The following is a 24,897-nucleotide window of genomic DNA, read 5'->3' as shown; positions in this document are numbered from 1 at the left end:
CTATTTCAGCTGGAACTGAGCCGATGAGCGGACACAAAGTCGCGGTGTGGGATTGGCCAGTCCGGCTAACCCACTGGGGCTTTGTGCTGCTCATTCCCGCCATGTGGTGGACGGCTGAAAACGGCGAGATGGGTTGGCATATGCGCCTGGGCTTGGTGCTGCTTGCGCTGGTCCTGTTCCGCATTTTCTGGGGTCTTTTCGGAAGTGAGACCGCGCGGTTTGGGAACTTCGTCCGCTCTCCTCTCGTCGCCATGGCACACCTACTGGGGCGTAGCGACAATAACAGAGATGCAATCGGGCACAGCCCCTCAGGTGCCTGGAGCGTCCTAGCCTTGCTCACAGCCATGCTCGTGCAAGCCGTCATGGGTCTGTTCGCAGGCGACCCTTTCGACGGTGCAACCGGACCGCTCAATGAAACGGTTGGGGTGCTTACGGCGGATATGCTCACAGAATGGCATGAGACGTTCTTCTGGGTTTTGGTCGGGCTGATCGCGCTCCATTTGTTGGCGGTCCTCTATTATCAGTTCGTTGACCGACGAAAGCTGATCGAACCGATGATTACCGGGTCGCGCCCGGTTGACGCTCCCAAGCCTGGAAATAGGGGCGGGTCTATCTTGGCCTTGCTTTTTTGCGCTATCGTTTCAGGCGGTGTCTCAGGCCTAATTGGCAGCGGGATGGTCGCACAATGGCTGTCTTAAGACTAGCAAATTCAGTGGCTTGAAGAAATACGATCCTTTCGCTCCGATTTTCGGGAAACCCGAGCGCCCTTGTTCGTTGAATGTGAAACCAGTTTCGTTTTTTGCATGTGAGAGTCTGACCCGTGATCGATAAAGTAAGCCTAGCCCTGCGCGATTTCCTCAAACAGGAGAGCGCTGGAGGCATCGTTCTGATTTTTGCGGCGGCCCTCGCCCTGCTGGTGGCAAACAGCCCGCTGGCGAGCGGCTATTTCGGGACGCTAGGGACCTATCTCAATCTCTCCTTCGGCGACTTTGCGATCAACAAGCCACTGCTGCTGTGGATCAATGATGGCCTGATGGCAGTGTTCTTCTTCCTTATTGGACTCGAGGTGAAGCGCGAGATCATCGAAGGCCAACTGTCGAGCTGGGACAAAGCATCGCTGCCGCTCGTCGCCGCAATTGGCGGCATGGCAATTCCTGCGCTGATCTTCCTCGGCATAAATTCAGGCGAGCCAGCCAATCAGGCAGGCTGGGCGATCCCAGCAGCAACCGATATCGCCTTCGCGCTGGGTATTCTCTCGCTGCTCGGACCTCGCGTGCCAGTCGCGCTCAAAGCGCTGCTGCTCGCTGTCGCAGTGATCGACGACATTGGTGCAATCGCGATTATCGCACTGTTTTACTCCGGTCAGCTCGACACGGATATGCTCGTAGGCGCGGCTTTCGCTTTCGTAGCCCTAGTCGCTGTCAATCGGATGCGCGTGGCTTCGACCATCCCTTACGTATTGCTGACCGTGATCATGTGGGTGTTCGTTCTGAAGTCAGGCGTGCACGCAACTTTGGCAGGCGTTGCAGCGGCTGTTACCGTTCCGCTTGTCGCACGCGGGGAAGTGCGCTTGCTCGAACATATGGAGCACGCGCTGCACAAATGGGTCGCCTTCCTGATCATCCCGATCTTCGGTTTTGCCAACGCTGGCGTTAGCCTGGTGGGTATCTCCCCCGCCGACCTCGCAGCCCCGCTGCCTTTGGGCATCGCGCTCGGCCTCCTTATCGGAAAGCAGATTGGCATTTTCGGTTTCGCTTTTCTTGCGGTGAAAGCCGGGTTTGCGAAACTGCCCGAAGAGGTCAACTGGCGGCAAATCCACGGCCTCTCCTTGCTCGCAGCGATCGGCTTCACCATGAGCCTGTTCATCGGGAATCTCGCTTTCCCAGACAGCGCTGCGCAGGTCGATGCTGTTAAGCTCGGGGTCCTCTCAGGCTCGCTCGTATCCGCGCTGGCCGGGTTCTTCATGCTCAAGGCCGCGTTGCCTCAGCAAGCTGCCGGCTCTGCGAATGAACCCGCAACGGCTGCCTCCTGACGAGACTGCCCGACATCGGCGGCATGCGAAAGAAACCGACCCAAAGCAGCATCGAGGTCGACGGGGCGAGCCTCTCCTTCTGGGATTGGCCCGCATCTTCGGGCAAAGCCATGCCGCCTATGGTCTTTGCCCATGCAACTGGATTCCACGCACGAGTTTTCGATGCCATCATCGAACACTTCCCGGACCATCGGGTTATTGCGCTTGATCTTCGCGGGCACGGACTCTCCTCGGGGGAGCCGATTGCCAATTGGGCAACCGTCGCGGTCGATATCGCCGCATTATTGAAGCATCTGAATGTCGCTGACGCTGTCGGTGTCGGTCATTCGATGGGCGCGCACGCATTGCTCCAGGCTGCGTATGATCACACTGGCATATTCCGTCAGTTGGTCCTGTTCGATCCGACTATATTTGCGCCGGAGTTCTACGAGCCTGATGCGCCGCTATTCACTGCTGAGAACCCACATCCCGCGATCAAGCGCAAGCGGCACTTCGCCTCCGTTGCAGAGATGATGGATCGGTTTGAAGACCGCGAACCGTACAGCCTTTTCGACCGCCGCGTTTTCGCCGATTACTGCGAGCATGGACTGATCCCTGCTTCAAGCGGACAAGGCATGCAGCTCGCGTGCACTCCGGAATTCGAAGCTGGCATTTACGCCAGCAGCCGCAGCAATAAGAATATTTTGAGGGCAGCGGGTGCCCTGGACATTCCGCTTCTCATTGTGCGAGCAAAACAGATCGGCCCGGGAAATTTCAAGTCCTCACCGACTTGGCCAGAGCTTGCCGAGACAATGCCAAACGCGACCGATATGCATCGGCCCGACCGCACGCATTTTCACCCTCTTGAAGACCCGGATGACGCCGCCCGGATTATTGGCGAGGCTATGGCAAACTAACCTCTAACTGCTTGCAGCAAATCGTCAAAGTCCGCGCGAACCTGAGCGATTTCCGGGATATTCGGCTGAGCCATGTTGCGACGGATAATTGCTGCGAGCCCGCCATAAAACTTGATCAAGGCATCGCGCAGGGGATTTTTCTCATCAACACCGCGGCAGAGCCAAAGAGCGATTGCGTGAGCCCGTGAGAGCGGTTCGCGGGCGCCGCCAAGATCGGCAATCCGTTCGGCGCGACGCAACGCGCTTACTGCTTCCTCCAGGCAAATGCGTGTCAATTCCTCGCCGCCAGAGGCTTCAATCCGCGCGTCAAGATCAATCCGGCGATAAACGGCAGAAGCATTGTTGGAAAACGGATACATGATTCATTACCCGCCAGCATTGTTTGCGTCCGCCTGAGCCTGCAAAAAGCTCAAGGTGGATTGGGAACTGGCAACCCGCTGTTCAGCGGCGAACAGGCTTGCAGCGAGCCGCTCGCGCAGGCGCTCCTGTTGATCGGCGATCCGCTCAAGCCGTTCGTCATTGCGCTCGATCTGGCTTTCATACCGATCAACTGAGCCGCCCAATGAGCCAGGATCGCCAATTCGTGTGTTCTCACGAGCCAGATTGTCGATCGTGGCAAACACCCCGAATGGCCCGGTTGTGAACATTGCGGCAGCGGCCTCTGGATTGTTGGTGAGCGTGGCATTCAATCGTTCGTTATCAAGGCTGAAGGTCCCGTCGGTTCGGAACGAAAGGCCAAGATCAGCGAGCGTACGTGGTTCACTACCCGCCGCGTTCGGGATCACAATCTCATTGGTCAATCGGGCAAGGTCGCGTTTCAACTCGCGCGCACCGCTATCCGAACCGAGCGTGCCATTGAGCGCATTGGCGCTTTCGTTGAGCAATGCTGCCACTTCGTTGAGGGCGGCAGCGAAGTCACCCATCACCGCGCGAATTGAAGATGTATCATTCGAAAAACCGATCTGGGTCGGCTCACCGACATTGGTCGCCTTCAGGTCGAGAGTGATCCCTTCGGGTAAGTTAGAAACCGTGTTGCTTGCGCTGGTGTAAGAGACGGTATCAAACTCGAACACCGCATCTTGTGAGGTCTGACGCAGTTGTCCGCTATTGGTCGCCGGTTGCCAGGACAGATAGCTGAGATCGCCTGGAGCGGAGGTGGGACTGGCGGCCGTGCTCTCGCCTTCGATCACGAATCCATTGGCGGCGCCATCCTGCCCCTTGATCACCAGCTGCGCACCGTTCTGGCCTTGCGCGACATAGGCGTCGAGCGAGCCTCCACTCTCGCTCGAAACCTTTGCGGCCAATGTCTCCAGCGTGTCGCTCGCATCGACAGCAATTTCGAGCGGCGCGCGCGCTGTATCCTCCGCAAAAGTCGCGCCATCGACTGTGCCGAACCGGACCCGGAACGTGCCTTCGCCGACGAGATTATCGGAATTCGAATAGGTTGGCGAGATCAGCAATTGCTCACGCGCCAACTGGCTTACCTCAAGCGAATATGCGCCATCAGGATTGGTGCCGGGCAGGATCGACACATCCGCGACAGAGCTGTTGCCGATTTGTGATCTGGGCGCCAGCTCGCCATTGCGGATGCGATCGCCGAGCGAGCTTGCGAGGTTGGTGAGCGAGCTGCGCAGCAGAGAGGCGGCTGAAATGCGGGCTTCGAGCGTCTCATTGCGCGCCTCTAGCTGCTCGCGGCGAAAGCCAAAGCTCGCTTCGGCCAAATTGCCAGCCAGCTGCGAAAAATTGATGCCATTGCCCACGCCCAGCGCGGAGATGATTGAGGATCCGGGGTTTTCCATGCCTTGAAGAACGGCATGTTCGGCAAACCATTAAGCCCCGATCGTGCGTCTTTCTGCCCGTCCTTCTGCATCAAATCGCAGGTCTTTGGGGACTTCAATGTCGGGTCGCTTGGGCTGCTCGCCGCGCTTCAGAGACATCACAAACGCAACCAGACTGGCAATGGCGATGTAGAGCTCTTCGCGAACCATCTGATTGGCGCGGGTGGTGAAGTACACCGCTCGGGCGAGCTGCGGATAGTGCAGCACCGGCAAGTCGCGCTCAGCCGCTATGTCTCGCATCGCCAGCGCCGTCTCGTCGCGCCCTTTGGCCAGCACAACTGGGGCAGGCGCGAGAGCCGGATCATAAGTTAGCGCGACAGAAAAGTGCTGCGGATTGACAATGACAAATTGCGCGTCGGCCATCGCTTTTGCGACCCCTCCGCGAGCGAAATCACGTTGCCGTTGCCTGCGCGCCTGGCGCATTTCAGGCGAGCCTTCCGCCTGCTTGGTCTCATCGCGCATTTCCTTATGCGACATCTTGAGCTTGCTCAGCCGTCTAACCAGTTGGATCGGATAGTCGACCATAGCGATCACCAGCAGCCCGAGCGCCAACAGGCTGAGCATAACGACCATCGAGTCCCACGCATAGCCGAGCTGCGCTTCCAGCTCTCCTCGGCCCAAGCCCAGAAGGCTGCTCAGATTGGAGCTGACCCAAACCCAGGCGATCCCGACCAGCAACACCAGCTTGAGGATACTCTTGCCGAGTTCGATCAGGCCCTGGGTGCCAAACATCCGTTTCAGTCCTGACAGGGGATTGATGCGTGATCCCTTGAACGTCATGTTTTTGGCCACAAACCGTCCATCGCCTAGCAAGAGCTGCGAGGCAGCGGTGATGACGACCACCACGATCCCGATGACGATAATCGGCGGCAAAAGCTGGCCCAGTGCAAAGCTCATCAGTGCAATCGGCGCCTCTGCCTCCAGTGTGCCGTGATCGAAACGAAATGCCGCGCGGGCGACGGCATAGAGGCCGTCGAGCAACCACGGGCCGACAAGCAAAAGCGTGAACCCGCCGCCCGCCACGCCAGCGGCAGTCGCAACTTCGCGGGAACGAAGCACGTCGCCCTTTTGCGCAGCGTCCCGCTTCTTCTTATCGGTTGGCTCAAACTGCTTCTCGCCGGAGGACTCTTCGCTCATGGAACGTCACGCGACAAGCTTGTGACCATTTGCGATGCCTCGCCGAGCGAGACATCAAGCAGACTAGTGAACTGCTCGATCACAATCGGCATGACGATAATGAGCGCGGCGATCCCGGCGAGCACGCCTGCCGGCAGGCCGAGCGCGAAGAGATTCAGCGAAGGGGCGGAGCGCGAAATGACGCCGGTGACAATTTGCACCACCAACAGCACCAGCACGACAGGCAGAGCAATCGCCGCGGCGGTGGCAAAGCCGTACCCTGCAAACATCGCCATGTCGCGGTCGCTCGCCGCGCCAATCGCGAACTCGCCTGCGGGCAACACGCGGTAGCTTTCGATCAGCAACTCGAACCACAGCAGATGCGCGCCGGTCACGAAGAACAACAAGTTCAAAATCAACATGAAATAGAGGCCCAGCGCGCCTGATTGCGCGCCGCTGCTCGGGTCAATCGAGGTCGCAATCGCCAGACCCATTGTGCCAGCGATTTGCTCTGCCGCGATCAGTGGTATGGCAAAAGCCAGCTGCAAAACGAAGCCCAAGGCAACGCCCAGCAGAACTTCCTGCAAAATTGCGAGCACAGCCTGAAACGAGAGCATGTCAGGGGGAGCAGGCAGTGGGACCCACGTGGCCACAAAAAACGCCAGGACTATTGCCAGCATCACCCGCACCTGCGTGGGCACAGCGATGCCTCCGACCATTGGCGCCGCCAGCAAGGCCGCTCCGACGCGGATCGAAAGGAACAACAGCGCCCATAATTGCTCTTCGAGCGAGCCAAACCCGGGATCGAGTATTTGCACGGCGCGCCGCCTAGCTCGCGATCACTGCGATCTGAGCGAAAATTTCGCGCATGAAATCGCCCAGCAAAGCCATCATTGTGCTGCCGAGAAATACGAAAACCAATGCCGTAATCGCCAGTTTGGGCACGAATGTCAGAGTTTGCTCATTCACCGAAGTCGCAGCCTGAATTATGCCAACGATCAGCCCGACTGCGAGCGCAGCCATCAGAACCGGCGCCGCGATCAGAGCGGTCACCCAGAGGGTCTGATCGGCGAGCGAAAGCAGCTGTGCATCTTCTTGCATCTTCGCTGCTACCCGAAGCTCATGGCGAGGCTGCCCATCAACAGTGCCCAGCCATCCACCAGCACGAACAAGAGCAGCTTGAACGGCAGTGACACAATCGTGGGTGAAAGCATCATCATGCCCAGGCTCATTAGCACGCTGGCCACCACCAGATCGATGACCAAAAACGGTAGAAACAGCATAAAGCCTATCTGAAATGCAGTCTCCAGCTCGCTCGTTACAAAGGCTGGAAGCAGGATCGAGAACGGCACGTCTTCGCTGCTTTCGAACGCCTGCACACCAGCGATGTCGGCAAACATCACCAGATTGGTCTCGCGCGTTTGGCGCATCATGAAGTCATGGAACGCCTCCCCCGCAGCGGAGATCGCCGCATCCGCGCCGAGCGTGCCTGCCGCATAAGGCTCAATCGCGGTTGCGTTCACAACGTCCAGCGTCGGAGCCATCACGAAAAGGGAAAGAAACAGCGACAGACCCACCAGCACCTGCGTCGGCGGACTCCCCTGGAGGCCCAAAGCCTGGCGTAGAATGGCCAGCACAACCATGATCCGCAGAAAGCTCGTCATCATCAAAACCAGCGCTGGCAGGATCGTGAGCAAGCTCATCAATATGAGCAATTGCAGCGAGAAGCTCAGCGGCTCGTCCTGATTGTTTTCACCGCCATCCAATGCGCGTTCAATCGCAGTGCCGAGGCCGGGCGTGTCAGGCGTCGGCAGGCTGGGTGTCGCCGCCGCAAGCGCCTCTATCGGCACGTGCAAAGCGGCTAGCCCCAAAGCGAGCGGCCAAATCAAAGAAAATACCCTTGGCATGACTATTTAGCCGCCAATTCTGCTGGTCTGGGACCATCATCATGCTGGGCGGCGCCATCCATTTCGCTAAGACGGACCATGCCTTGCCGCGTGCATCCGATCAGCACCTCACGGTCGCGGAACCGCACTACGGCAAGCCGCATTCCCGGCGCTATCAAGCTGGTTTCGACCAGTTGCACTGTTCGACCCTGCCCGCCCGCATGGTTGAGGCGACTTTGCAGATAGCGGCTGAGCTTCAGGCTACCCCAGATCAGAAGCGCGAGCAGCGGTAGGAGCAGCGCCAGCCGCAGAAAATATTCGGCCATCATGACGGGGCATCCGGCAAAGTATCATCGGGCACCGGAGCATCAGCTGTTGCGCCTTCGCCCGCCATCGCGGGCGCCTTTGGTTCGTCGCCGGCAAGGCTGACAATCCGCAATGCGAACTTGCCATCTTGCGCAATCACCTCGCCCTTGGCGATCTCGCGCCCGTTGGCGGTCACGTCCAGCAATTCATCGGTCATACGATTGAGCGCAACCACACTACCTTCGCCCAATGACAGCACATCGCGCAATGGCAGTTCTGCCCGTCCCAGTTCGACAGACAGGCGCACCTTTACTTCGCCAAAGCGGCGCAAGGAATTGGTCATCTCAGTCATGAATTCAGCCCTCCAGGGTGCAAGCGGGTTATGCGCACCGCCATGCGATCGTCGAGCACGCCCAATGATCCGCTCGCAACGGCGCGCGCATCGATCCGCAGCGGCACATCGCGCGGAATGGCTAGCGGGATTTCATCACCCACTTTGAGTGCCTCGAGGCGATCCAGAGACAAGTCGACTTCGGTTAAGATCGCATCGAGCGGCATCGGCATGTCGGCAAACGGCGCCGCAAATGGATCAGCCAGGCCTTGCCGCGTGCTCTCGCTTGCCTTTGCCACACCATGGCTCGAGAGCGTGTTATCGAGCTGATCTTCGAGCAAAACGAGAAGCATTGACCATTGTTTCTCGCTTGCTTCGCCAACTGACAGCTTCAACGCCACGCAATCGCTCGTCGATCCGAAGGGTTTCAAGCGGCTGATGCTTTCGCTGATCTGGACGACTTCACCAAGGCGACAAGCAGCCTCGGAAGCCGCGCGATTGCTTGCGCGAGACACGGCGTTGGCAATGGCTTGAGCGAAGCGATCGATCAGGATCCCAGCCGAGCTGGGCAATGTGTCATCAGGGTTGTCTGGGACCGCACCTTCTCCCCCGAATGAACGGTCCGTCAAAGCCAAAGCCGTAGCAAAATCGAGCGACAACAGCGCCGTCTGGCCATCGTGGCCGCAGCGCAGCAGGCAATTGACAGCGATCGGGCCAATCTTGTCGAATACGGCGCTAGCTCGCATCCGTTCCGGTTCGCCTACAGCGGCTTTGAGCTTCGCGCCTAGAAAGAGCGGTGCTATGTCTGCTTCGACATGGCGTGCAACCTCGCGGCGCCACAATGAAAGTAACGCTGCACGCTCCTCTGGCCTGGGGCCGCGTTCGGCCAGCTCGGCGCAATGCTGCGCGATAGCCCGTTCCGGGGCAAAAGATTGCTGCATGTTCATTGGACCAGCAGCCCCCTGAAGTGCACAGCATCGACACCGCCAAACCCTTCCTGTTCCTCGAGCACGGAATTGATCGCGTCGGTCAGGCGTTTCGAGAGTCTTTCTTTCCCGTCGACGGAAAAGACGTCTTCTTCCGGCGTCGCGGCGAGCTCAGCCAACACGACTGAACGGATCGCCAATTCATGCTGCTTTACCCATTGCAGGATGCGCCCATCATATTGCGTGGACACCGCCAAATCGGTTTGGATCAGGGCGGGAGAATTGCTGAGATTCGAGGTAAAGGTGTCTTCGAAACTGTAATAGGCAGTGCGGTACTCGCTGCCTCCTTCACCGTGGATCACCGTGATCGCGTTATCTTTGCCATCCGGAATGAACGCATAGGGATCTTCGGTGCCTTTGCGCACCATCTTGGGCACGTCCGGCTCGTTTGCGCTAGCGTCAGTGCCGAACAGCCCCGCTGCGAAAGCCCCATAGGCGCCGCCTGCACCAGCGGCGAGGAGCAGCACGGCACCCAGAATGATCTTTATCATTCCGCCTTTGGGTTTTGCCTCACTATCGGCGTCTTTTTTCTTGCTCATTGAATGAATCCTTCAGAATGCAAGAGAGGTGGTTAGGCGAACAGCCCTGGATTGTTCGCCATGTCTGCGCGGCGCGACCCGTCCTCCGTGAGGGCCTGTTCGCGCCGAGGTCCGTCGGCTCTTTCTGGATTGTACGGCTGTGGCAGATCGCTGAAGCCGTGTTTTGTATGGCCGTTTTGAGAATGGCTGTTCTGTGCTTGAGAATTGGTCTGTGATGACTGACTTTGGCTTTGCTCAGAGCCGCGCTGCGGATTGCTGGCAGTCTCATCGACAGGTGCCACAGTGCGTTCGGCAAGCATCGCTTGGACCGCAGGCACGAAACCGGGATCTCGCGCTGACAGTGTCGCTCTCATGTCGCCCGCTGCCACGTCCACACGCATTGCAATAAGGCCAAACTCAGCGTGCTTTAGCAGCACCTCGGGCCTCGCGGTGCGGGCGCTTTCGCGGGCTTGTGAGATATGCTCGACCGCTTGCTCGATCCCTGCGATGGAAGGGCTGCCGAACGCACTTTGAAGCGTTCCTGATTGTGTCGCTGGAGCGGGCTGAGTGATATTCGCGGCGACTGTTGAGGCACTTTGGATCGAAGAGGCCAACAACGATGAAGGGCCATTTTCTACGCTAGGCGAGGCCTTCTTTGGTGACGCGAGAAAAGATGGTGAAGAGAGCTTGGCCGCGGCTGGCACCATTTCGATGCGCAACACTGGATCGGACACACCTGTGGCTTGCCGGTGTGACTGTGGCTCGGCTACCACTTTTGGTACAAGCGGTTGCGCTGCAGAGGTTTCGATGTGCTGAGGCAGGATCGGACCATTCATCTGGATGCGTTCACCCGCGGGGAGTTGATTTGCCGGGTCAGGGCCAGACGCAGTCAGTCGAAGCGTAGCGGCGACCAAATGCACTGAGGGAACAGCCCGAGCTGGATCCGGCTCGGGCTCAGCCAAAGAGTGCAAAGGGCTCGCTTGCTGCGGCGCTTCACTCGTTTGGGCAAGTGACACGGCGTCTCCAGGTGGGAGAGCAGTTGGCTTCACTGGGGTCGCCACCACTGGAGCAGCTTCTGCACTTGGTTGCTTCGGCGGACCGGCTTGGCTCTGCGACGATGTGACCACAAGCGGCAATTCCTTGCCGTCCGGCAGGACTTTGCCGAAGATAGCTTCGGACCCAAAGAGGCCTTCGTCACTTAGCTGGACCTGTGGCGATCCTTCGGGACTTGGTTCCTGTAGGACTGAATTGCTCGCCACAGTTTCGCCATCCGGCTGACCGCTTGGCTCAGCCGAAAGCTGCGCAATGCTTCCGGAAAGCGTATCGGAGAAACGCTGCACTGCCAGCGCAAACTGATCGATGTTTTCAGGGGCCGGAAGAGCCAATTTGCTTCCTGAGAGATCGACTGCAGTCGCCTCGCTGCCTTTACCTAGTGGATCAGACGAAATGTTTGATACAGGCAGATTGGTTGCCAAGTTCATAGTGAGAGACTTTCAGGACTGAATCAGTGTGATCGGTTACGCGGATGGTTGAGCAATTTGCGTGCCAGTGCAGCGCTCTGAGTAGTCTCGCGTAGCTGCGCCTTGCGATCCGCTTCACGCTTTTCGCTACGCAGGTGCTCTTCGATCCGTTCAAGCTGCTGATCGCGCGAAGCCAATTGGGCACCAGCCATCTGGCGCTCTTCTTGGGAGCGCTTGATGGCCGCTCGTGCATCGCCCGCTATCGCCGCGAGCGAGGCTGCGAACCGCCCACGATTGCGAAACTCAAGGGCCGAAACAGCCTCACTGCCGGACGAGTAATCGCTCGCCATCGCGCTGGTGCGATCAGCCAGATTCCGCGCGCGTTTCTCGTTTGCCTGCACCTCGGCCAGAGCTTGCAGAGTTTCGCGCTTGCGTGCTTCGGCGACGCGCTTTTGCAGCTCCAGAAAACGGCGGCGTTTTGACTTATTCGCCATCGCTTAAAAGCAGATCGAGCTGCGCGAAGGCATCGGCCAAGGACACACGCTCTCCCCGCCCCTGTTGTAGGAAATTATCTATCGCGCCTGCCCGCGCCAAAGCCTCATCCAGCCGCGCATCAGAGCCCGCCCGATACGCCCCCATCATCACCAGATCGCGGTTGTCCTCCCGCACAGCGACCAAAGCGCGCAGCCGCCGCGCCCATTCCGCCAGATCCGCATCGACCAGATCAGCCATCACGCGGCTCAACGAAGCGGGCACGTCAATCGCCGGATAATGCCCGCGCTGCGCCAGATCGCGCGACAGCACGATGTGCCCGTCGAGGATCGCCCGCGCGCTATCCACCACCGGGTCAGAGGCGTCATCGCCGTCTGCCAGCACCGTATAAAGCCCGGTCACCGCCCCGCCGCTCGAAGCGGAATTGCCCGCCCGCTCGACCAACTTGGTCACCGCCGCCAAAGCTGAAGGCGGATAGCCGCGCGCGGCCCCCGGCTCACCGAGCAACAGAGCCAGCTCGCGTGCCGCATGCGCCATTCGCGTCAGACTATCGAGGATCAGCATCACCCGCTTGCCTTGGCCGCGAAAATACTCCGCAATTGCGCTCGCATATTGCGCCGCGCGCAGCCGCAAATTGGGCGCATGATCAGCAGGAACTGCAACCACCACGATCCGCCCCCGCGCCGCGCCCGACATATGCCGCGCGACAAAGTCAGAAACTTCGCGCGCCCGCTCCCCGATCAGCGCAACGACGGTCACATCCGCGACCGCATTCGAAGCGATCATATCAATGAGCACCGATTTGCCCACGCCAGAGCCTGCGATCACACCCAACCGTTGCCCGACGCCCATAGTCGCCAGCGCGTTGATCGCGCGAATACCGCAATCGAACGGTTCAACGACGGGAGAACGCTCCAACGCGCCCTCGCGCTGCCCGGCAAGCGGCCATTGGGCCCTAAGATCGAGCGGCGGCCCGCCATCAATCGGCGCGCCAAGCCCGTCGACCGCGCGGCCCAACAAAGCTTCACCCACTCGCACGCTGCCCGGCGCACCCAGCGCGCGCACGGCGGCGTTCGGGCGCAGCAACACCGTATCGCCCAATAGCATCATCAGGGAATGTCCCGCGCGAAACCCGATCACTTCGGCAAGGCTTCGAGCCCCGTCGGTCTCGCTTTCAATCGCACCCAGCGAACCGATCGGCAGCGGCAGGCCGGATACCTCGACCAACCCGCCATCGCACGCGACGACCCGCCCGGTCAGCACCGGCCCTGCGTCAATCGTCGCCTCGCGCATCCGCTTCAGCTCGATCTGCATTTCGGCCAGCATCTGCGCGTCACCCGGCCAAGGCTGCGGCGATAGCGCGGCGCCATTCGCGCGGGCCATCGCTGACCGCGCCATCTTCTCCGACCAGTCGCACATCCCCGCGCGCAAGGTCCGCATCTGGTTCACAGTTCCAGTCAGCGGCAAAGTCTGCGCCCAACAGCGCCAGATCATCCGGATGCAGATTCAACGTCAGTTCGCCTGCCGCCTGTCCGATCCGCTGGGCCGCGCCTTCGCAACGCTCGATCAGCGCCTTCCGGTCGACCGCATGCTCGCCCAACACCTGTTCGCACAGCGCGAGCACCGTGTGCGACAATTCGCTGGCCAAAGCATCGCGCGCTTCAGCGTCGAGGGTGCGAAACGCCAGTTTCAAGCTGCGTGCCTGTTCGTCAGCAATCTCGATTTCGGTCCGCAAGGCTGCTCTTCCAGCTGCCTCACCTTCGGCAAAGGCTGCGGCGATGCGGTCGGCGTCGTCATCGGCAGGCTTGGCTTCAGCTTGGGTTACAGCGACATTGTGGCCACCCAGCCCCGGAAAGCCTTCGACAAACCCTCCGGTATCGCCTGTCTTCTCACGCAACTGATCCAGCCATGCCGGACCTGATCGAGATGGATCACCGAGAGCAGAGGCCGCAGCGATCCAGTCAGACGAATTCGCCATCGTCGGCCCCCAGCACGATTTCGCCCTGCTCCTTCAACTCGCGCGCCACTTCGACGATCTTGCGCTGCGCCTCTCTGACCTCGGCCACTGAGAGGCGTCCGCGCAGCTCGATCTCGTCCTTGACGCCGTCCGCCGCGCGGCTCGACATGCCGGCAAAGAACAGCTCGCGGGTTTCCTCGTCCAGACCCTTGAGCGCATCGACCAGGGCTTCGTTGTCGACATCACGCAGCAGGCGGCCCATGCCTTGCGGATCGAGTTCAAACAGCATTTCAAAGGTGAACATCTGCTCTTCGATCGCGGCTGCGAGATCGGCATCTTCCAGGGCAATCGCAGGCAAGACCGTTTGCGACACATTGCCGGCGGCGAGGTTGATCAGATTGGCCGCTTCGCGCGCACCGCCCAATTTTAGCGCGCTCGGGCCGAAATTCTGGCCAATCTGCTGGGTCAGCAAGCGGTCAATCATATCAACTGCATGATCGGAAATCGGGCCGATCCGGGCGACGCGGGTCACGACGGGGGTCTGAATCTCTTCGGGCAATTCGGACAGCACACGGGCTGCAGGCTCGGGTTCCAGCATCAACAGCAGCGCGGCGATCACCTGCGGGTGTTCGCCCTCAACCAGTTTGACGATAATCGGCGGAGCGAGCCAGCGCGCCATTTCGATGCTGCGCGGGCGTTGTTCCGGTTCGATCCGCTGCATCATGCTTTGCGCCTTCACCGGGCCAAGCGAGCGTTCAAAAAGCTCGCGAACCTGCGCGCTGCGATCTTGCTTTGGCAGCACTTCGCGGTCAGCCTCGGTCACGAAATCGGCAAGGCTTTCGGCGATACCCTCACGGCCAATTTCACCCAGCGCGCACATGGCGCTGCCCAGCTGCTCAAGATCCTCCGGCTCGAGCAGTGCAAGCAGCTTGGCCGCTTCCTCATCGCCCAGCAGCGTCAGAAACACCGCCGCTCGGTCTGCGCGTTTCATGGTTTGGGCAGGCGTGTTCATCGCGCCCCTTCCTGATCGGGCGATTGCAGCATCCGTTGCAGGGTTGCGACCGCGCGCTGAGGCTGGTCGACAGCCAATTGCCGCGCTAATTCAACCTGTTGCGTCAGATCGCTGCCTGCGTCTGATTGGGAGGGCAGAGCCGCTTTGCCGACGTCAGTATTGTCGGGACCGGATTGCGTCTCCGATTCCTGCTCTTCATCATCGCTACCCGCGCCACCTTTGGCGGTGTGATCGCCGCCGCGCATGCGTTTGAGGATCGGGCGAACGGCCATCAATAGAACGAGCAGCACCGCGAGCAGCGCACCGACGATCCGTGCGATCGTCGCGAACCACGGCGCTTCGTAGAAAGCAAGCGGCTCTATTTCGGTGCTTTCAAACTTGCTCACGACCACCGCGACTTGATCGCCGCGGTCCTCGCTCGCGCCCACCGCTGCGGTTACGAGATTGTCCAGCTCTTCAGCGGTGAGCGGGGCGGCGGCAGCGAGCGCTTCTTCGCTGACCGCGACCGCGACCGAGAGTTTGAGCAAACCGCCCGGACGAGTGTTGGTCACGGCAACTTCGCGGCCCACTTCATAGGCGCGGCTGGCCGAGCTCTCGGTATCTGTCGGCGGCGTTTCGGCGCCTTCGGCAGCGGCTTGCGGATCGGGTGCACCTTCAACCACTTCGGTGGGCGGTGGCGGGGTGTTGGCGAGCACGCCTGGGACGCCGCCCGCGCCCGCGCCGCCGGTGCGGACCGAATTGCTCTCGCTTTCGGTGCGGATCACGCCATCAGGCTCGTAGCTTTCGCGTGCCGAGGTGACCTCGTTCTGATCGAGCTCGACCTGCACTTGAGCGGAAAAATTGCCATCGCCGAGCAGCGGCATCAGCAGCGCATTCACTTGCTCGCGCAATTTGCTTTCAAACTCGCGCTGGAGCACCAGCCCGTCGAGCGCTGTGTCCCGTTCGGTCGAAAGCAGCCGCCCGTTTTGGTCAGCAACGCGCACATCATCGGGTGACATGCCGGGGACTGAGCCGGAGACGAGATTGACGATCGCCTCGACCTGGCTTTGCGCCAATGTGCGCCCGCCTGCGAGCCGGACCATGACCGAGGCGCTGGGCGCGTTGGTATCGCGTACAAAGACCGAGCGTTCAGGCGTGGCGAGGTGGACGCGGGCGGTTTCGATCCCGTCAATTTCCTGAATGGTGAGCGTCAACTCGCGCTCGCGCGCCAGCTTCAGCCGTTCGCCTTCGAGCGTGCGGCTGGACCCAAGTGGGATGGAATCGAGCAATTCAGCCGAGCTTTGCGGGGCGGCAAGACCCGCGTCGCTCGCGACCAACATGCGCGCGCGGTAAAGATCGTCTTCGGAGACGGAGAGCATGCCGGTGGCGCTGTCGATGCTGTAGGCAATGCCGCCTTGCTCGAGCGTTTGGACCACTTGGGCGCGCTCGCCATCGGTGAGGTTGCTGTAGAGGACGCGCTGCGGGCCTTGGGCAATCGCAAGATAGAGTGCGGCGATGGCAGCGATGGAGCCAACGCCGATCAGCGCGGGCAGGCTGCGGCGCAAAGCGGGCTGCTGCATCATGTTTGTTAGGCGCGCACGCCAATCGCTGCCGCCCACGGGGGGCGGCAGCGTCGCAGAGGGCGCCACTTCAGGCGCCAGGGGGAGAGTAGCTTCGGCCACCTATCAATTCCCCATTCGCATGATTTCTTGATAGGCAGTCATCAGCCGGTTGCGGGTCTGCAAAGTGGCTTCGAAGGCAACGCCCGCCTCCTGCCGCGCGAGCATGACTTGCGCGATATCGGTGATTTCGCCGCGCTCATAAGCGGCCTGCATATCGCTCGATCTGCGCTGGGTGGCGCTGACATTTTGCAGCGCTTCGGAGAGCGTGTCGGCAAAGTCGCCCGCGGGCAGTTTAGTCGTGTCTGGCGGGCTCGGCGCGGTGCTAGGCGTGGTCGAGGCGGTGCGCACTTCCTTGAGCGCCTGGCTGCGCGCGAGCACTTCCTGACGCAGCGCCATGATATCCTGAATGCCAGCGGCGGGGCGGATCGGGTTCATGCTTCAGCTCCCGCAGCGAGAAGGCCGGATTCGCGCATCGAGGCGAGGCGGTAACGCAAGGTGCGCTCCGATATGCCGAGGCTGCGCGCGGTGCGGGCGCGGTGGCCATCGCAGCGGTCGAGCGCATCGAGTATCGCCTGCGCTTCGGAGGCAAAAGCAATGTCGGACAGCGATCCGTCGCTTTGCGGTATCGGCGCTATCGGCGCGGGCGCATCCACGACAGAGCGCACCGGCTGGTCAAACACAATATGCTCAGAACCGATCTGCGCAGCATCGCCAGCGAGCAGCAGCGCACGGCGGATCACATTTTCCAGTTCGCGGACATTGCCCGGCCAGCTATGCCCTTCGAGCAGCGCCAACGCCTGACCCGTGAGCCAGCGCGCCTCGCCTTCGCCGCCCGCATGGCGCAGCAACATGCCAAAGGCGAGCGGGGCTATATCGCCGCGCCGCTCGCGCAGAGCAGACAGCGCCAAGGGAAACACATTAAGCCGGTAAAGCAGGTCCTCGCGGAAACGCCCGGCCTCCACCTCGGCAGCCAGAGTCCGATTGGTGCAAGCCACCACGCGAATATCGACCTTGCGCGGGGTCGTCGCGCCAAGCGGCAATACCTCGCCTTCCTGAAGCGCACGCAGCAGTTTCGCCTGAAGCGCCAGCGGCAGCTCGCCAATCTCGTCTAGCAGCAAGGTCCCGCCATCGGCGGCTGCGAACAGCCCCTCGCGCGCTTCGCCAGCGCCGGTAAAAGCGCCCTTGCGGTGACCGAACAGCAGACCTTCGAGCATCGACTCGGGCATCGCCGCGCAATTCACCGCCACAAACGGCCCATCGCGCCGCGCCGAAGAGGAATGGACGAACCGCGCCAGCACTTCCTTGCCGGTTCCGGTCGGACCTTCGAGCAGCACGGGAATGTCGCTCTGCGCCACGCGCTCCGCCAAAGTCAGCAGCGCAAGGCTCTGCTCATCGCCCGCAATCGGAAAACCGCCATAGGCCGCAATCGCCAGCACCGCCGCCCGCGCGCCCGCCAAAGCCCGGCCATTGTAGGAAAGCGCAAAGCGTGTCTCGCCCAGCCGCCGCACGCTCACATCTTCGCTGTGCCGCAGCACCAGATCGAGCATGCCAGCCTTGCGCCCGCGCGGCTGCGCCAAGCGGCCATCCGATGAGCACCCGTCGCTTATCCGCAAGCGTTCCTGTTGCCAGTTCTTCGCAAGCAACGGCAAACTCTGGTCGAGCAATGCCGCATGCAGCCGCAGCACCGCCGGGTCGCTGCCATTCCCGCTTGCAGTATTCTGTTCCGAAACGCTGAAATTATCGCTGACTGAACGCATTTGTTAAATACCTGCCCCTGTTCGTTGGCAGACAAATGGCGCGCAGACGTCCAACATAGAACGAATTTAAGCCCTCGTATTCCTACCTAGAGTGCAGGCCCCGAACTCATTGAAGCGATAGGCACGGCTTGGGTCAGAATTGTTCGGGACGCACAGCGAGCGCCGCAGAATAGTGGTGCTATTCGCCAAGCGAGCGAGCGCTTCGGTCTTTCGGGCTCTCGATCATTATCTGGCAGCCCACCCTTAAACCCCAAACGACATGACCGCTCTTAGTCTCAGCAGCGGCGAACACTCTCGCCCTCAACTGCACAACCAGGAGTTTTATAAATGTCTGTAATCAATACAAATATCGGTGCTCTGCGGGCTCAGAATTCGAGCATGGAAGCCAATAAGATGCTCAACACGTCGCTTGAGCGCCTTTCGACCGGTCAGCGCGTAAATGGCGCGAAAGACGATGCGGCAGGCCTCGCGATTTCGACCAATTTCACCGCTGAAATTCGCGGTATCAACCAGGGTATTCGTAACGCCAATGACGGTATTGCGCTGGCTCAGACTGCGGAAGGCGCGCTCGATGAAGTGTCTAACATGCTCCAGCGTGTCCGTGAACTCGCCGTACAGTCGCGCAGCGGCACTTATGATGCGGACAGCCGCGGCTTCATGGACGCCGAGGTAACCGAGCTGCAAGAACAGATCGACGACATCCTGACCAACACAGACTTTAACGGTGTCACCCTGTTCTCGACCACGGCTGGCACAGACGTGACCGTCGATATCGCGGTTGACGCGACACAAACAGTCACGCTGACAAGCTCGGCCATCGACGGCACCAATATCGCTGCCGCTGCACTTGATGTCAGCACCGATGCGCTCGCCGCGACCACAATCACCAACGTCGATAACGCATTGAACGACGTGAACGGCACGCGGGCCTCGTTAGGTGCAGGTCAGAACCGTCTGGAATCGACGATCGCCAACCTGACCACCAACGCCACCAACCTGACCGATGCGCGTTCGCGGATCATGGATACAGATTTTGCAGCGGAATCGACCGCGCTGGCGAAGGCACAGATCCTCAGCCAGGCATCGACCGCGATGCTGGCTCAGGCGAACCAGTCGCAGCAGAACGTTCTGTCGCTGCTCCGATAAGAGAGCGCAGCAGTTCCGGGCTTTTCATCGAGGCCCGGCACCTAAAGCCCGGGGTCGAAAGACCTCGGGCATTTTTGTGGGGTGTGTGGTTGGGGTGATAGACACAAAGCTACCACAAAAACTGGCTCGGCAGTCCGGTTTCGGGACAGCAGGACACTTAGATTCATGACCAAGATTGGGGGTGAAAGCGGACCTACGACGCTAAGCATCTCAGCTCCGGCCAATTCCGAAGCCATGCTTTGTTGCTAATCCTTTCTTCAAATATGGATCGCTTTTGAATGGCGAACTTTGTGGTTGGACGAAGAACTAAGCCGAGCAAGTCGTCTAGGCCCAGTGGGGAAGCAATGTCACATTTGTCTGGGAGGATGCGTCTCGCCGCAACTGCTGTCGCCGTCTCTGGCCAGTGGCGCATTGCATCAGTTGCAGACTTGTAGCGTGCGTCACCGTTGCGGACGTGCATTCTAGCCTGGTTTTTCACCGACCAATCAATCGACGGTTCGGTAATGCGGAGCCTTTGTTCGATGGCTCGATCAAGAGTAGAGTCGGAACAATTGCGATCGAACCAGATCACGTCCACATCGCCCCGCAGTGGACTTTCAGAGCGATCGTGAAGTGAATCCCAGACTGCATTCCTGATAAACCCAGCAGCAATCCAACAGTCAGGAAGCTCTAGCTCCGCAACTACTCCCAGCAAACGCCAACGAAGTGCATCGTCGCGAAGGATTGTTGCAACTTGATCGGCGTGGTCCATAAGACGAGCCTCTTGGAATTGTGCGGTGTTGATACATAGTGCGTCGAGAGAAAGATGATCTCCCCCTAGTCACGCATTAAATGAAAAGCCGTCGAACTGCTTCTTCCGCTCGCTCGACTAAAACGTCAATGTCAGTAAGGTCGCTTGTCTCTATAGTGATACAAGGCAAAGTCCCAAGTGGTCCCAAAAAAGTAAGCTCGTTGAACTGCTGCGTCAGATTGTCAAATCTTGAAGCATCGTTGTGGCCCGGATGCCGTCTCCGTCTCAAAAACCTCTCTTGAGCCACCTTAGGATCGCATCGGCAATGAAGCTCGACGACGGGGGCTTGCAACTCGGTAATCCAGTTGGTCGCAGTCCCGTACGAGACTTGCTGGTCCGTTGGTCGCCAAAATGAGACAAGCACACCGCATGATTGGGCTTTTGCGTGCCGTTCGAATTCTAGGTCACTCTTTCGGCTTAAATGTTGCCTGCGAGCCATATCAATTTCGTCAAACTTCTGAAACTCTGCTTCAAGAAAGTCGTCTTTGTCTAGGAATGGCCAGCTGAGTGCTTCGGCTAGCCTCCGACCAATTGCTGTCTTACCTGATGCAGGTAAGCCCGAGACCAGCGCAAATCCTTTCGGCTTCATTGAATAGATATGGACGACGCAGGTCCATTTGCGAAGGCCGCAATTGGGTCGATTGCAGAATGTCGGCTTCGTGTAGGCGTTGCTCGGCAAGATTCGTGCCTATGGCGCTTCACCCTCTGCCTCAGAGCTCAACGCTTCCGGTGCACTCGCAAACCTCTGTGGCACAGGCGGCGCGGCTCTGTCATCCAGCAGCAGCACCGAAATCCGGCGATTGCGCGGATCGGCGGGATTGTCCGCGATCAAAGGCTCGCGGTCAGCAACACCCTCGATCCGGGCGAAGCTGTTCTCGGCAAGACCCTTTTGCATCAAGGCCTGCCGCGTCGCCTCCGCCCGTCCCGTCGACAGCGACCAATTGTTCGCGGTGATCCCGGCGCGCCAGGGCAGCGCATCGGTGTGGCCGCGCACGATCAGCAGCGTGTCATAGCCTGACAGCGCCCCTGCGATGATCTCCAGCAGCTCGCGCGCGTCATTGGTCAAAACAGTTGTGCCAAGCGCGAACATCGAAAAATCGGCATCATCAACCAGGTCGATGCGTATGCCTTCGGGCGAGCGCATGACACGCACCTGCTTGGCCAGATGGCGGATCTTGCGTTTGGCCTGAAGCCGCCGCTCGATCTCCTCGCGCAATGCACGCATCCGGTCACCATCGGCCTTTTCCGAGCCGGAGGCCTCCATGGGGCCGCCAGCGGCATCGCGCGGAATGGTGATTGCCTGCGTGCCGGTCTGCCCCATTGCGTGCGGGTAATTGTCGACATCGGTCAGCGAGCTTCCGCCCAGCAAACCGTCAGCCCCGGCGCTTTCCTGCTTCATTTTGACCAGCGTCGGGGTGAAGTAATCGGCGAGGCCTTTGCGTTGGTCTTCGGTCGTTGCACCGAGCAGCCACAGCAGCAGGAAGAACGCCATCATCGCGGTGACGAAATCGGCATAGGCGACCTTCCACGCGCCGCCGTGGTGCCCCCCTTCCTCAATCGTGATCTTCTTGACGATGATCGGCGCGAGAGGTTCGGCGCTGCTGTCACCCTCCGCCATTTTAGCTGCCCCGCATCATGTCGAGCAGATCGGTGAGCTTCGGGCGGTGGGCAGGCGGCAGGCCGGCGCGCGCAGCCTCAAGCACCATGGGCTGCGGATAGCCATGCAGAGAGGCGATGATGACCTGCTTGATCGAGTAGAATATCGTCTGGTCGTGCGTGTTGACCTGCTTCAACCGGGTCGCCATCGGGCCGGCAAAACCATAGGCGAGCAGCACGCCGAGGAACGTTCCGACCAGCGCGCCGCCGATCATCTTGCCGAGGATTTCGGGCGGCTGGTCGATCGAGGCCATCGTCTTGATCACGCCAAGCACGGCGGCGACGATCCCGAGCGCGGGGAAGGCATCGGCGAGCGACTGGATCGCGTGCTGCGGCTCTTCAAGCTCGTGCAGCTGGGTCTTGATCGCGCTGTCGATTACATCCTCGACCGCATGGGTATCGAGCGTGCCGCTGGAAACGACCATCAGGGTGAGCGGATCGCAGATCATATTGCGCACCGCATCGTCTTTGAGAAGGTTGGGGTATTCGGCGAAGATCGGTGAGTTTTCCGGCTCGGTCACATGGCTTTCAAGCGCGACTGCACCTTCTGCGCGCAGCAATTTCATCAGCTTGCTGCTGAGCGCGATCGCGTCAATATGATCCTGATCGGAGTATTTCGGTCCTTTGAAGACCTTGCCGATGCCGCCGCCAAGCAGCTTGATCTCGTGCATGGTGTTGCCGATCAGGACCGCGCCGATGGCCGCCCCGCCGATCATCATCATTTCAAGCGGAAGCGCAGCGAGGATCGGCCCCATAGAGCCGCCTGCCAGCGTATAGCCGCCAAACACCATGATGATCAGCACGACGATACCGATGGCGGCAAACATGGTCTTTGATCCTTCTAATCGCGTGCTTTAAGCGAGGGTTAAATCGCGTCGAACAGGGTCAGTGAGCTAAGCCGGGCAAAGCTCGCCTGACTGGCTTCGAGAACGGTCAATGTCTGTTGCAATTGCGTGATCGCATCGGTCAGCTCGACCCCGCCAACACCGGCCTGTTGCTCGGCGCGATTGAGCGAGCGTTCGAGCTGCGATTGCTGCAGCCCGTCAATCCAGGCGAGACGAGCGCCAAGGATGGTCTGCCCGCGCGTGCCGCTATCAAGCGCAGCGTCAAATCCGGCGAGAGCATCGCGCGCAGCGGCGCTCGGATCGGCCGAGCCGCCTTGCAGTGCTGTGACCAGACCGCCGATCAAGGCAAAGGCATCGGTTGGCCCTGCGCCGGTATCGAACTGGAGGAATTCAGGTCCGGTGATCCCGCGCTCGATCTCTGCGCCCGCACCGACGATCAGCGATCCGCTCTGGGCGCTGCCGACATAATTGATGTTGCCAGCCGCATCGCGGACATACGCCGGCCCACCGGCTTCGCCTGAAAACAGCGCTTCGCCATCCAGACCGGTTGCATTGGCACGGTTGAACAATTCTTCGCGCAGCTCGGCAAGTTCGGTCGCAATCGCTCCGCGCGCGGTGTCATCGAGCGTTTCATTGCCCGCCGCCAGCGCCAGCTCGCGCGCCCGGATCAGCAGATTGTTGATGCCGGTGAGTTCGTCGGATGCAGAGCTCAGATCCAGCTCCAACAGATCGGCATTTTCGCGGAACACCTCTTCCAGCCGCCCTTCGCGCGACAGGATGCGCAGCCGTGATGCTGCCGCCGGATCGTCTGACGAGCGTTCAAATTTAACGCCGGTCGCGATCTGCGATTGCAGCGTGTTCAACTGGCTTCGCAAGCCATCAAATTGCGCGAGCGAGCGGTTGTAAAAGCTGCTTTGGGTGTTGATTGGCGTCGGCATTATCGGATCGCCAGAATCGAATTGAAGATATCGTTGGCGACTTGGATGATCCGGCCCGAGGCCTGAAATGCCTGCTGGTATCGGATCAGATTGGTCGCCTCTGCATCAAGATCAACGCCCGTTTCCGCTGCGAGCGAAGTCTGCGCGCTTTCAGCGATGGTCGACAGCGCCGTACGGGTGATTTCCTCCCCTGAAATGCGGCTCGACAGACCCAGCAGTAACGCATCGGTTTGCGCCGCCGGGCCATTATTCGCCAACGCATCGCGCAAGGCGGTAAGGTTGCCAATATCGCGGCTTTGCGGCGGAGACCCAGCGGGCGCGGTCGCAATCCCCGCGCCGCTCGCCAGCGCAATGCCGATATCGCCCGCACTGGTGCCGGAGAACAAAGGTTGTCCCGCTGTCCCGTCGGGCGCCGTGCCATTCGCTTGCGCATCATTGACGATGGTGATCGTAAGTGCGGCAAGATCATCAAGCTCGATTTGCAGGTCGCGCTTCGCCTCGAGCGCCGCAGCATTGCCCGCCAGCGATCCGCTGGATGGGGACACTGCCGTTCCGGTCACCGCAAAAGACACTGTTCCATCGGCGGCAAATGTCAGATCAAGCGATTGCGCAATTGTGCCATCGACCAGGTCAGGCCCGGAGGCATCGCCCAGCCGCACATTGGCGACGCCGTTCGGCTCGATAACAACCGAGGCTCCGAAGCGCTCGGTAATGTCAGCCAGCGCCGCGTCGCGCTGGTCGAACAAGGCGGCTTGCCCTGCCGTCCCCGGCAACGCGCGGATGATTTCGGCGTTAATCTTGGCTAGCAGGCCTGCCTGTTCGTTGATTACATCGACACCGGTGCTGGCTTCGACCTGCACAGTGCCGCGCGCCTGACCCAGCGCCGTGTCAGCCAGATTTAGGCTGCCCGCCACCGCCCGCGCGCTTTCCAGCGCAACCGCCCGCAAGGATGGATCGGTTGGATCGTTTTGCAGCCGCGCAAGGCTCGCTTCAAATTCGACGATATTGCTAAAAATGCTCGCCTGTTCGACCGCCGTTTCCGCTGAACGAAGCCCGGAAATCTCGGCATCAGCGCGGGCCAGATCGCTCGCCGCATTGCGCGCCTGCGTTTGCAACAGGAGGTTATCCGAACGGCGCACTCCATCGAGCCGCACGCCGCTCAGCGCGGTGCTGGTAAACAGGCCGACGGTCGCGGTACTCACCACCTCGGTCTGACCCAAAGTGCGCCGGGCATAATCGGGGTTATTGGCGTTGGCGATGTTCTGCGCCGTCAGCTCCAGCGCGGTGCGCGAAGCTGCCGCCCCGCTGCGGTACGATATTGATGAGAACGCTGG

28 protein-coding genes are annotated in these 24,897 nt (G+C 60.2%); 4 read left to right on the top strand and 24 right to left on the bottom strand.

Features of this window, described 5'->3' with window-relative positions:
* Positions 1 to 23 precede the first annotated feature (23 nt).
* The 3 genes from ACZ1GU_RS02350 to ACZ1GU_RS02340 all read left to right on the top strand — a co-directional run bounded on the left by ACZ1GU_RS02350 (position 24) and on the right by ACZ1GU_RS02340 (position 2,928).
* Positions 24 to 698, top strand: a complete 675-nt coding sequence (locus ACZ1GU_RS02350) for a cytochrome b/b6 domain-containing protein (RefSeq protein ID WP_472646523.1) — start codon at positions 24 to 26, stop codon at positions 696 to 698.
* A gap of 122 nt (positions 699 to 820) precedes the next feature.
* A complete protein-coding gene (gene nhaA / locus ACZ1GU_RS02345; RefSeq protein WP_472646522.1) occupies positions 821 to 2,032 on the top strand; it encodes a Na+/H+ antiporter NhaA in 1,212 nt (403 codons plus the stop codon).
* A 23-nt stretch (positions 2,033 to 2,055) separates the two neighbouring features.
* Positions 2,056 to 2,928, top strand: a complete 873-nt coding sequence (locus ACZ1GU_RS02340; protein WP_472646521.1) for an alpha/beta fold hydrolase — start codon at positions 2,056 to 2,058, stop codon at positions 2,926 to 2,928.
* Here the strand turns inward: ACZ1GU_RS02340 and ACZ1GU_RS02335 are convergent.
* From ACZ1GU_RS02335 to ACZ1GU_RS02250, 18 genes are all read right to left on the bottom strand, one after another.
* A complete protein-coding gene (locus ACZ1GU_RS02335; protein WP_472646520.1) occupies positions 2,925 to 3,287 on the bottom strand; it encodes a hypothetical protein in 363 nt (120 codons plus the stop codon). The genes ACZ1GU_RS02340 and ACZ1GU_RS02335 overlap by 4 nt on opposite strands.
* Positions 3,288 to 3,293: 6 nt before the next feature.
* Positions 3,294 to 4,727: a flagellar filament capping protein FliD gene (gene fliD / locus ACZ1GU_RS02330; protein WP_472646519.1), complete on the bottom strand. Its 1,434-nt coding sequence runs from the start codon at positions 4,725 to 4,727 to the stop codon at positions 3,294 to 3,296.
* A gap of 30 nt (positions 4,728 to 4,757) precedes the next feature.
* Complete coding sequence (locus tag ACZ1GU_RS02325) at positions 4,758 to 5,903, bottom strand: EscU/YscU/HrcU family type III secretion system export apparatus switch protein (protein ID WP_472646518.1); 1,146 nt, start codon at positions 5,901 to 5,903, stop codon at positions 4,758 to 4,760.
* Positions 5,900 to 6,700 carry a flagellar biosynthetic protein FliR gene (locus tag ACZ1GU_RS02320; RefSeq protein WP_472646517.1) on the bottom strand — a complete coding sequence of 267 codons (801 nt, stop codon included), beginning with the start codon at positions 6,698 to 6,700 and terminating at the stop codon, positions 5,900 to 5,902. Before ACZ1GU_RS02320 ends, ACZ1GU_RS02325 begins: the two co-directional genes overlap by 4 nt.
* 10 nt (positions 6,701 to 6,710) lie before the next feature.
* Positions 6,711 to 6,983 (bottom strand): flagellar biosynthesis protein FliQ, encoded by a 273-nt coding sequence (gene fliQ, locus ACZ1GU_RS02315; RefSeq protein WP_472646516.1) that lies wholly within the window; start codon positions 6,981 to 6,983, stop codon positions 6,711 to 6,713.
* Positions 6,984 to 6,991: 8 nt separating this feature from the next.
* Complete coding sequence (gene fliP / locus ACZ1GU_RS02310; RefSeq protein ID WP_472646515.1) at positions 6,992 to 7,789, bottom strand: flagellar type III secretion system pore protein FliP; 798 nt, start codon at positions 7,787 to 7,789, stop codon at positions 6,992 to 6,994.
* Positions 7,790 to 7,791: 2 nt separating this feature from the next.
* Complete coding sequence (locus tag ACZ1GU_RS02305) at positions 7,792 to 8,097, bottom strand: flagellar biosynthetic protein FliO (RefSeq protein ID WP_472646514.1); 306 nt, start codon at positions 8,095 to 8,097, stop codon at positions 7,792 to 7,794.
* A complete protein-coding gene (locus ACZ1GU_RS02300; protein ID WP_472646513.1) occupies positions 8,094 to 8,426 on the bottom strand; it encodes a FliM/FliN family flagellar motor switch protein in 333 nt (110 codons plus the stop codon). The genes ACZ1GU_RS02305 and ACZ1GU_RS02300 overlap by 4 nt, the downstream gene beginning before the upstream one ends.
* On the bottom strand, positions 8,423 to 9,352 hold the full coding sequence (locus tag ACZ1GU_RS02295; RefSeq protein ID WP_472646512.1) for a FliM/FliN family flagellar motor switch protein: 930 nt from the start codon (positions 9,350 to 9,352) through the stop codon (positions 8,423 to 8,425). Before ACZ1GU_RS02295 ends, ACZ1GU_RS02300 begins: the two co-directional genes overlap by 4 nt.
* Positions 9,349 to 9,930 (bottom strand): flagellar basal body-associated FliL family protein, encoded by a 582-nt coding sequence (locus ACZ1GU_RS02290; RefSeq protein WP_472646511.1) that lies wholly within the window; start codon positions 9,928 to 9,930, stop codon positions 9,349 to 9,351. The genes ACZ1GU_RS02295 and ACZ1GU_RS02290 overlap by 4 nt, the downstream gene beginning before the upstream one ends.
* Before the next feature lie 32 nt (positions 9,931 to 9,962).
* On the bottom strand, positions 9,963 to 11,390 hold the full coding sequence (locus ACZ1GU_RS02285) for a hypothetical protein (RefSeq protein WP_472646510.1): 1,428 nt from the start codon (positions 11,388 to 11,390) through the stop codon (positions 9,963 to 9,965).
* 23 nt (positions 11,391 to 11,413) lie between these two features.
* Complete coding sequence (locus tag ACZ1GU_RS02280; protein ID WP_472646509.1) at positions 11,414 to 11,863, bottom strand: hypothetical protein; 450 nt, start codon at positions 11,861 to 11,863, stop codon at positions 11,414 to 11,416.
* Entirely contained in the window at positions 11,853 to 13,187 is a 1,335-nt protein-coding gene (locus tag ACZ1GU_RS02275; RefSeq protein ID WP_472648686.1) for a FliI/YscN family ATPase, read from the bottom strand. Before ACZ1GU_RS02275 ends, ACZ1GU_RS02280 begins: the two co-directional genes overlap by 11 nt.
* 7 nt (positions 13,188 to 13,194) lie before the next feature.
* Complete coding sequence (locus tag ACZ1GU_RS02270) at positions 13,195 to 13,839, bottom strand: FliH/SctL family protein (RefSeq protein WP_472646508.1); 645 nt, start codon at positions 13,837 to 13,839, stop codon at positions 13,195 to 13,197.
* Positions 13,823 to 14,830: a flagellar motor switch protein FliG gene (gene fliG / locus ACZ1GU_RS02265; RefSeq protein WP_472646507.1), complete on the bottom strand. Its 1,008-nt coding sequence runs from the start codon at positions 14,828 to 14,830 to the stop codon at positions 13,823 to 13,825. Before fliG ends, ACZ1GU_RS02270 begins: the two co-directional genes overlap by 17 nt.
* Positions 14,827 to 16,392 (bottom strand): flagellar basal-body MS-ring/collar protein FliF, encoded by a 1,566-nt coding sequence (gene fliF / locus ACZ1GU_RS02260; RefSeq protein WP_472646506.1) that lies wholly within the window; start codon positions 16,390 to 16,392, stop codon positions 14,827 to 14,829. The genes fliG and fliF overlap by 4 nt, the downstream gene beginning before the upstream one ends.
* A gap of 102 nt (positions 16,393 to 16,494) precedes the next feature.
* The gene (fliE, locus tag ACZ1GU_RS02255; protein ID WP_472646505.1) at positions 16,495 to 16,866 is read right to left on the bottom strand and encodes a flagellar hook-basal body complex protein FliE; all 372 of its coding nucleotides are present in this window, start codon (positions 16,864 to 16,866) and stop codon (positions 16,495 to 16,497) included.
* On the bottom strand, positions 16,863 to 18,188 hold the full coding sequence (locus ACZ1GU_RS02250) for a sigma-54 interaction domain-containing protein (protein ID WP_472646504.1): 1,326 nt from the start codon (positions 18,186 to 18,188) through the stop codon (positions 16,863 to 16,865). Before ACZ1GU_RS02250 ends, fliE begins: the two co-directional genes overlap by 4 nt.
* A gap of 327 nt (positions 18,189 to 18,515) precedes the next feature.
* Between ACZ1GU_RS02250 and ACZ1GU_RS02245 the strand changes: the two genes are divergently transcribed.
* Positions 18,516 to 19,334: a flagellin N-terminal helical domain-containing protein gene (locus ACZ1GU_RS02245; protein ID WP_472646503.1), complete on the top strand. Its 819-nt coding sequence runs from the start codon at positions 18,516 to 18,518 to the stop codon at positions 19,332 to 19,334.
* Between the two features lie 193 nt (positions 19,335 to 19,527).
* Here the strand turns inward: ACZ1GU_RS02245 and ACZ1GU_RS02240 are convergent, their stop codons facing one another.
* The 6 genes from ACZ1GU_RS02240 to flgK all read right to left on the bottom strand — a co-directional run bounded on the left by ACZ1GU_RS02240 (position 19,528) and on the right by flgK (position 24,882).
* Positions 19,528 to 20,085: a nucleotidyltransferase family protein gene (locus tag ACZ1GU_RS02240; RefSeq protein ID WP_472646502.1), complete on the bottom strand. Its 558-nt coding sequence runs from the start codon at positions 20,083 to 20,085 to the stop codon at positions 19,528 to 19,530.
* A 76-nt stretch (positions 20,086 to 20,161) separates the two neighbouring features.
* Positions 20,162 to 20,713, bottom strand: a complete 552-nt coding sequence (locus tag ACZ1GU_RS02235) for a P-loop nucleotide/nucleoside kinase family protein (RefSeq protein ID WP_472648684.1) — start codon at positions 20,711 to 20,713, stop codon at positions 20,162 to 20,164.
* A gap of 99 nt (positions 20,714 to 20,812) precedes the next feature.
* Entirely contained in the window at positions 20,813 to 21,742 is a 930-nt protein-coding gene (locus ACZ1GU_RS02230; protein ID WP_472646501.1) for a flagellar motor protein MotB, read from the bottom strand.
* Between the two features lies 1 nt (position 21,743).
* Complete coding sequence (gene motA, locus ACZ1GU_RS02225; RefSeq protein ID WP_472646500.1) at positions 21,744 to 22,607, bottom strand: flagellar motor stator protein MotA; 864 nt, start codon at positions 22,605 to 22,607, stop codon at positions 21,744 to 21,746.
* A 38-nt stretch (positions 22,608 to 22,645) separates the two neighbouring features.
* Positions 22,646 to 23,563: a flagellin N-terminal helical domain-containing protein gene (locus ACZ1GU_RS02220; RefSeq protein WP_472646499.1), complete on the bottom strand. Its 918-nt coding sequence runs from the start codon at positions 23,561 to 23,563 to the stop codon at positions 22,646 to 22,648.
* Positions 23,563 to 24,882: a flagellar hook-associated protein FlgK gene (gene flgK / locus ACZ1GU_RS02215; RefSeq protein WP_472648683.1), complete on the bottom strand. Its 1,320-nt coding sequence runs from the start codon at positions 24,880 to 24,882 to the stop codon at positions 23,563 to 23,565. Before flgK ends, ACZ1GU_RS02220 begins: the two co-directional genes overlap by 1 nt.
* Between the last annotated feature and the right edge of the window lie 15 nt (positions 24,883 to 24,897).

Source organism: Erythrobacter sp. HA7-11 (genome assembly GCF_055693605.1).
This window is presented reverse-complemented; position numbering and strand designations above follow the sequence as displayed.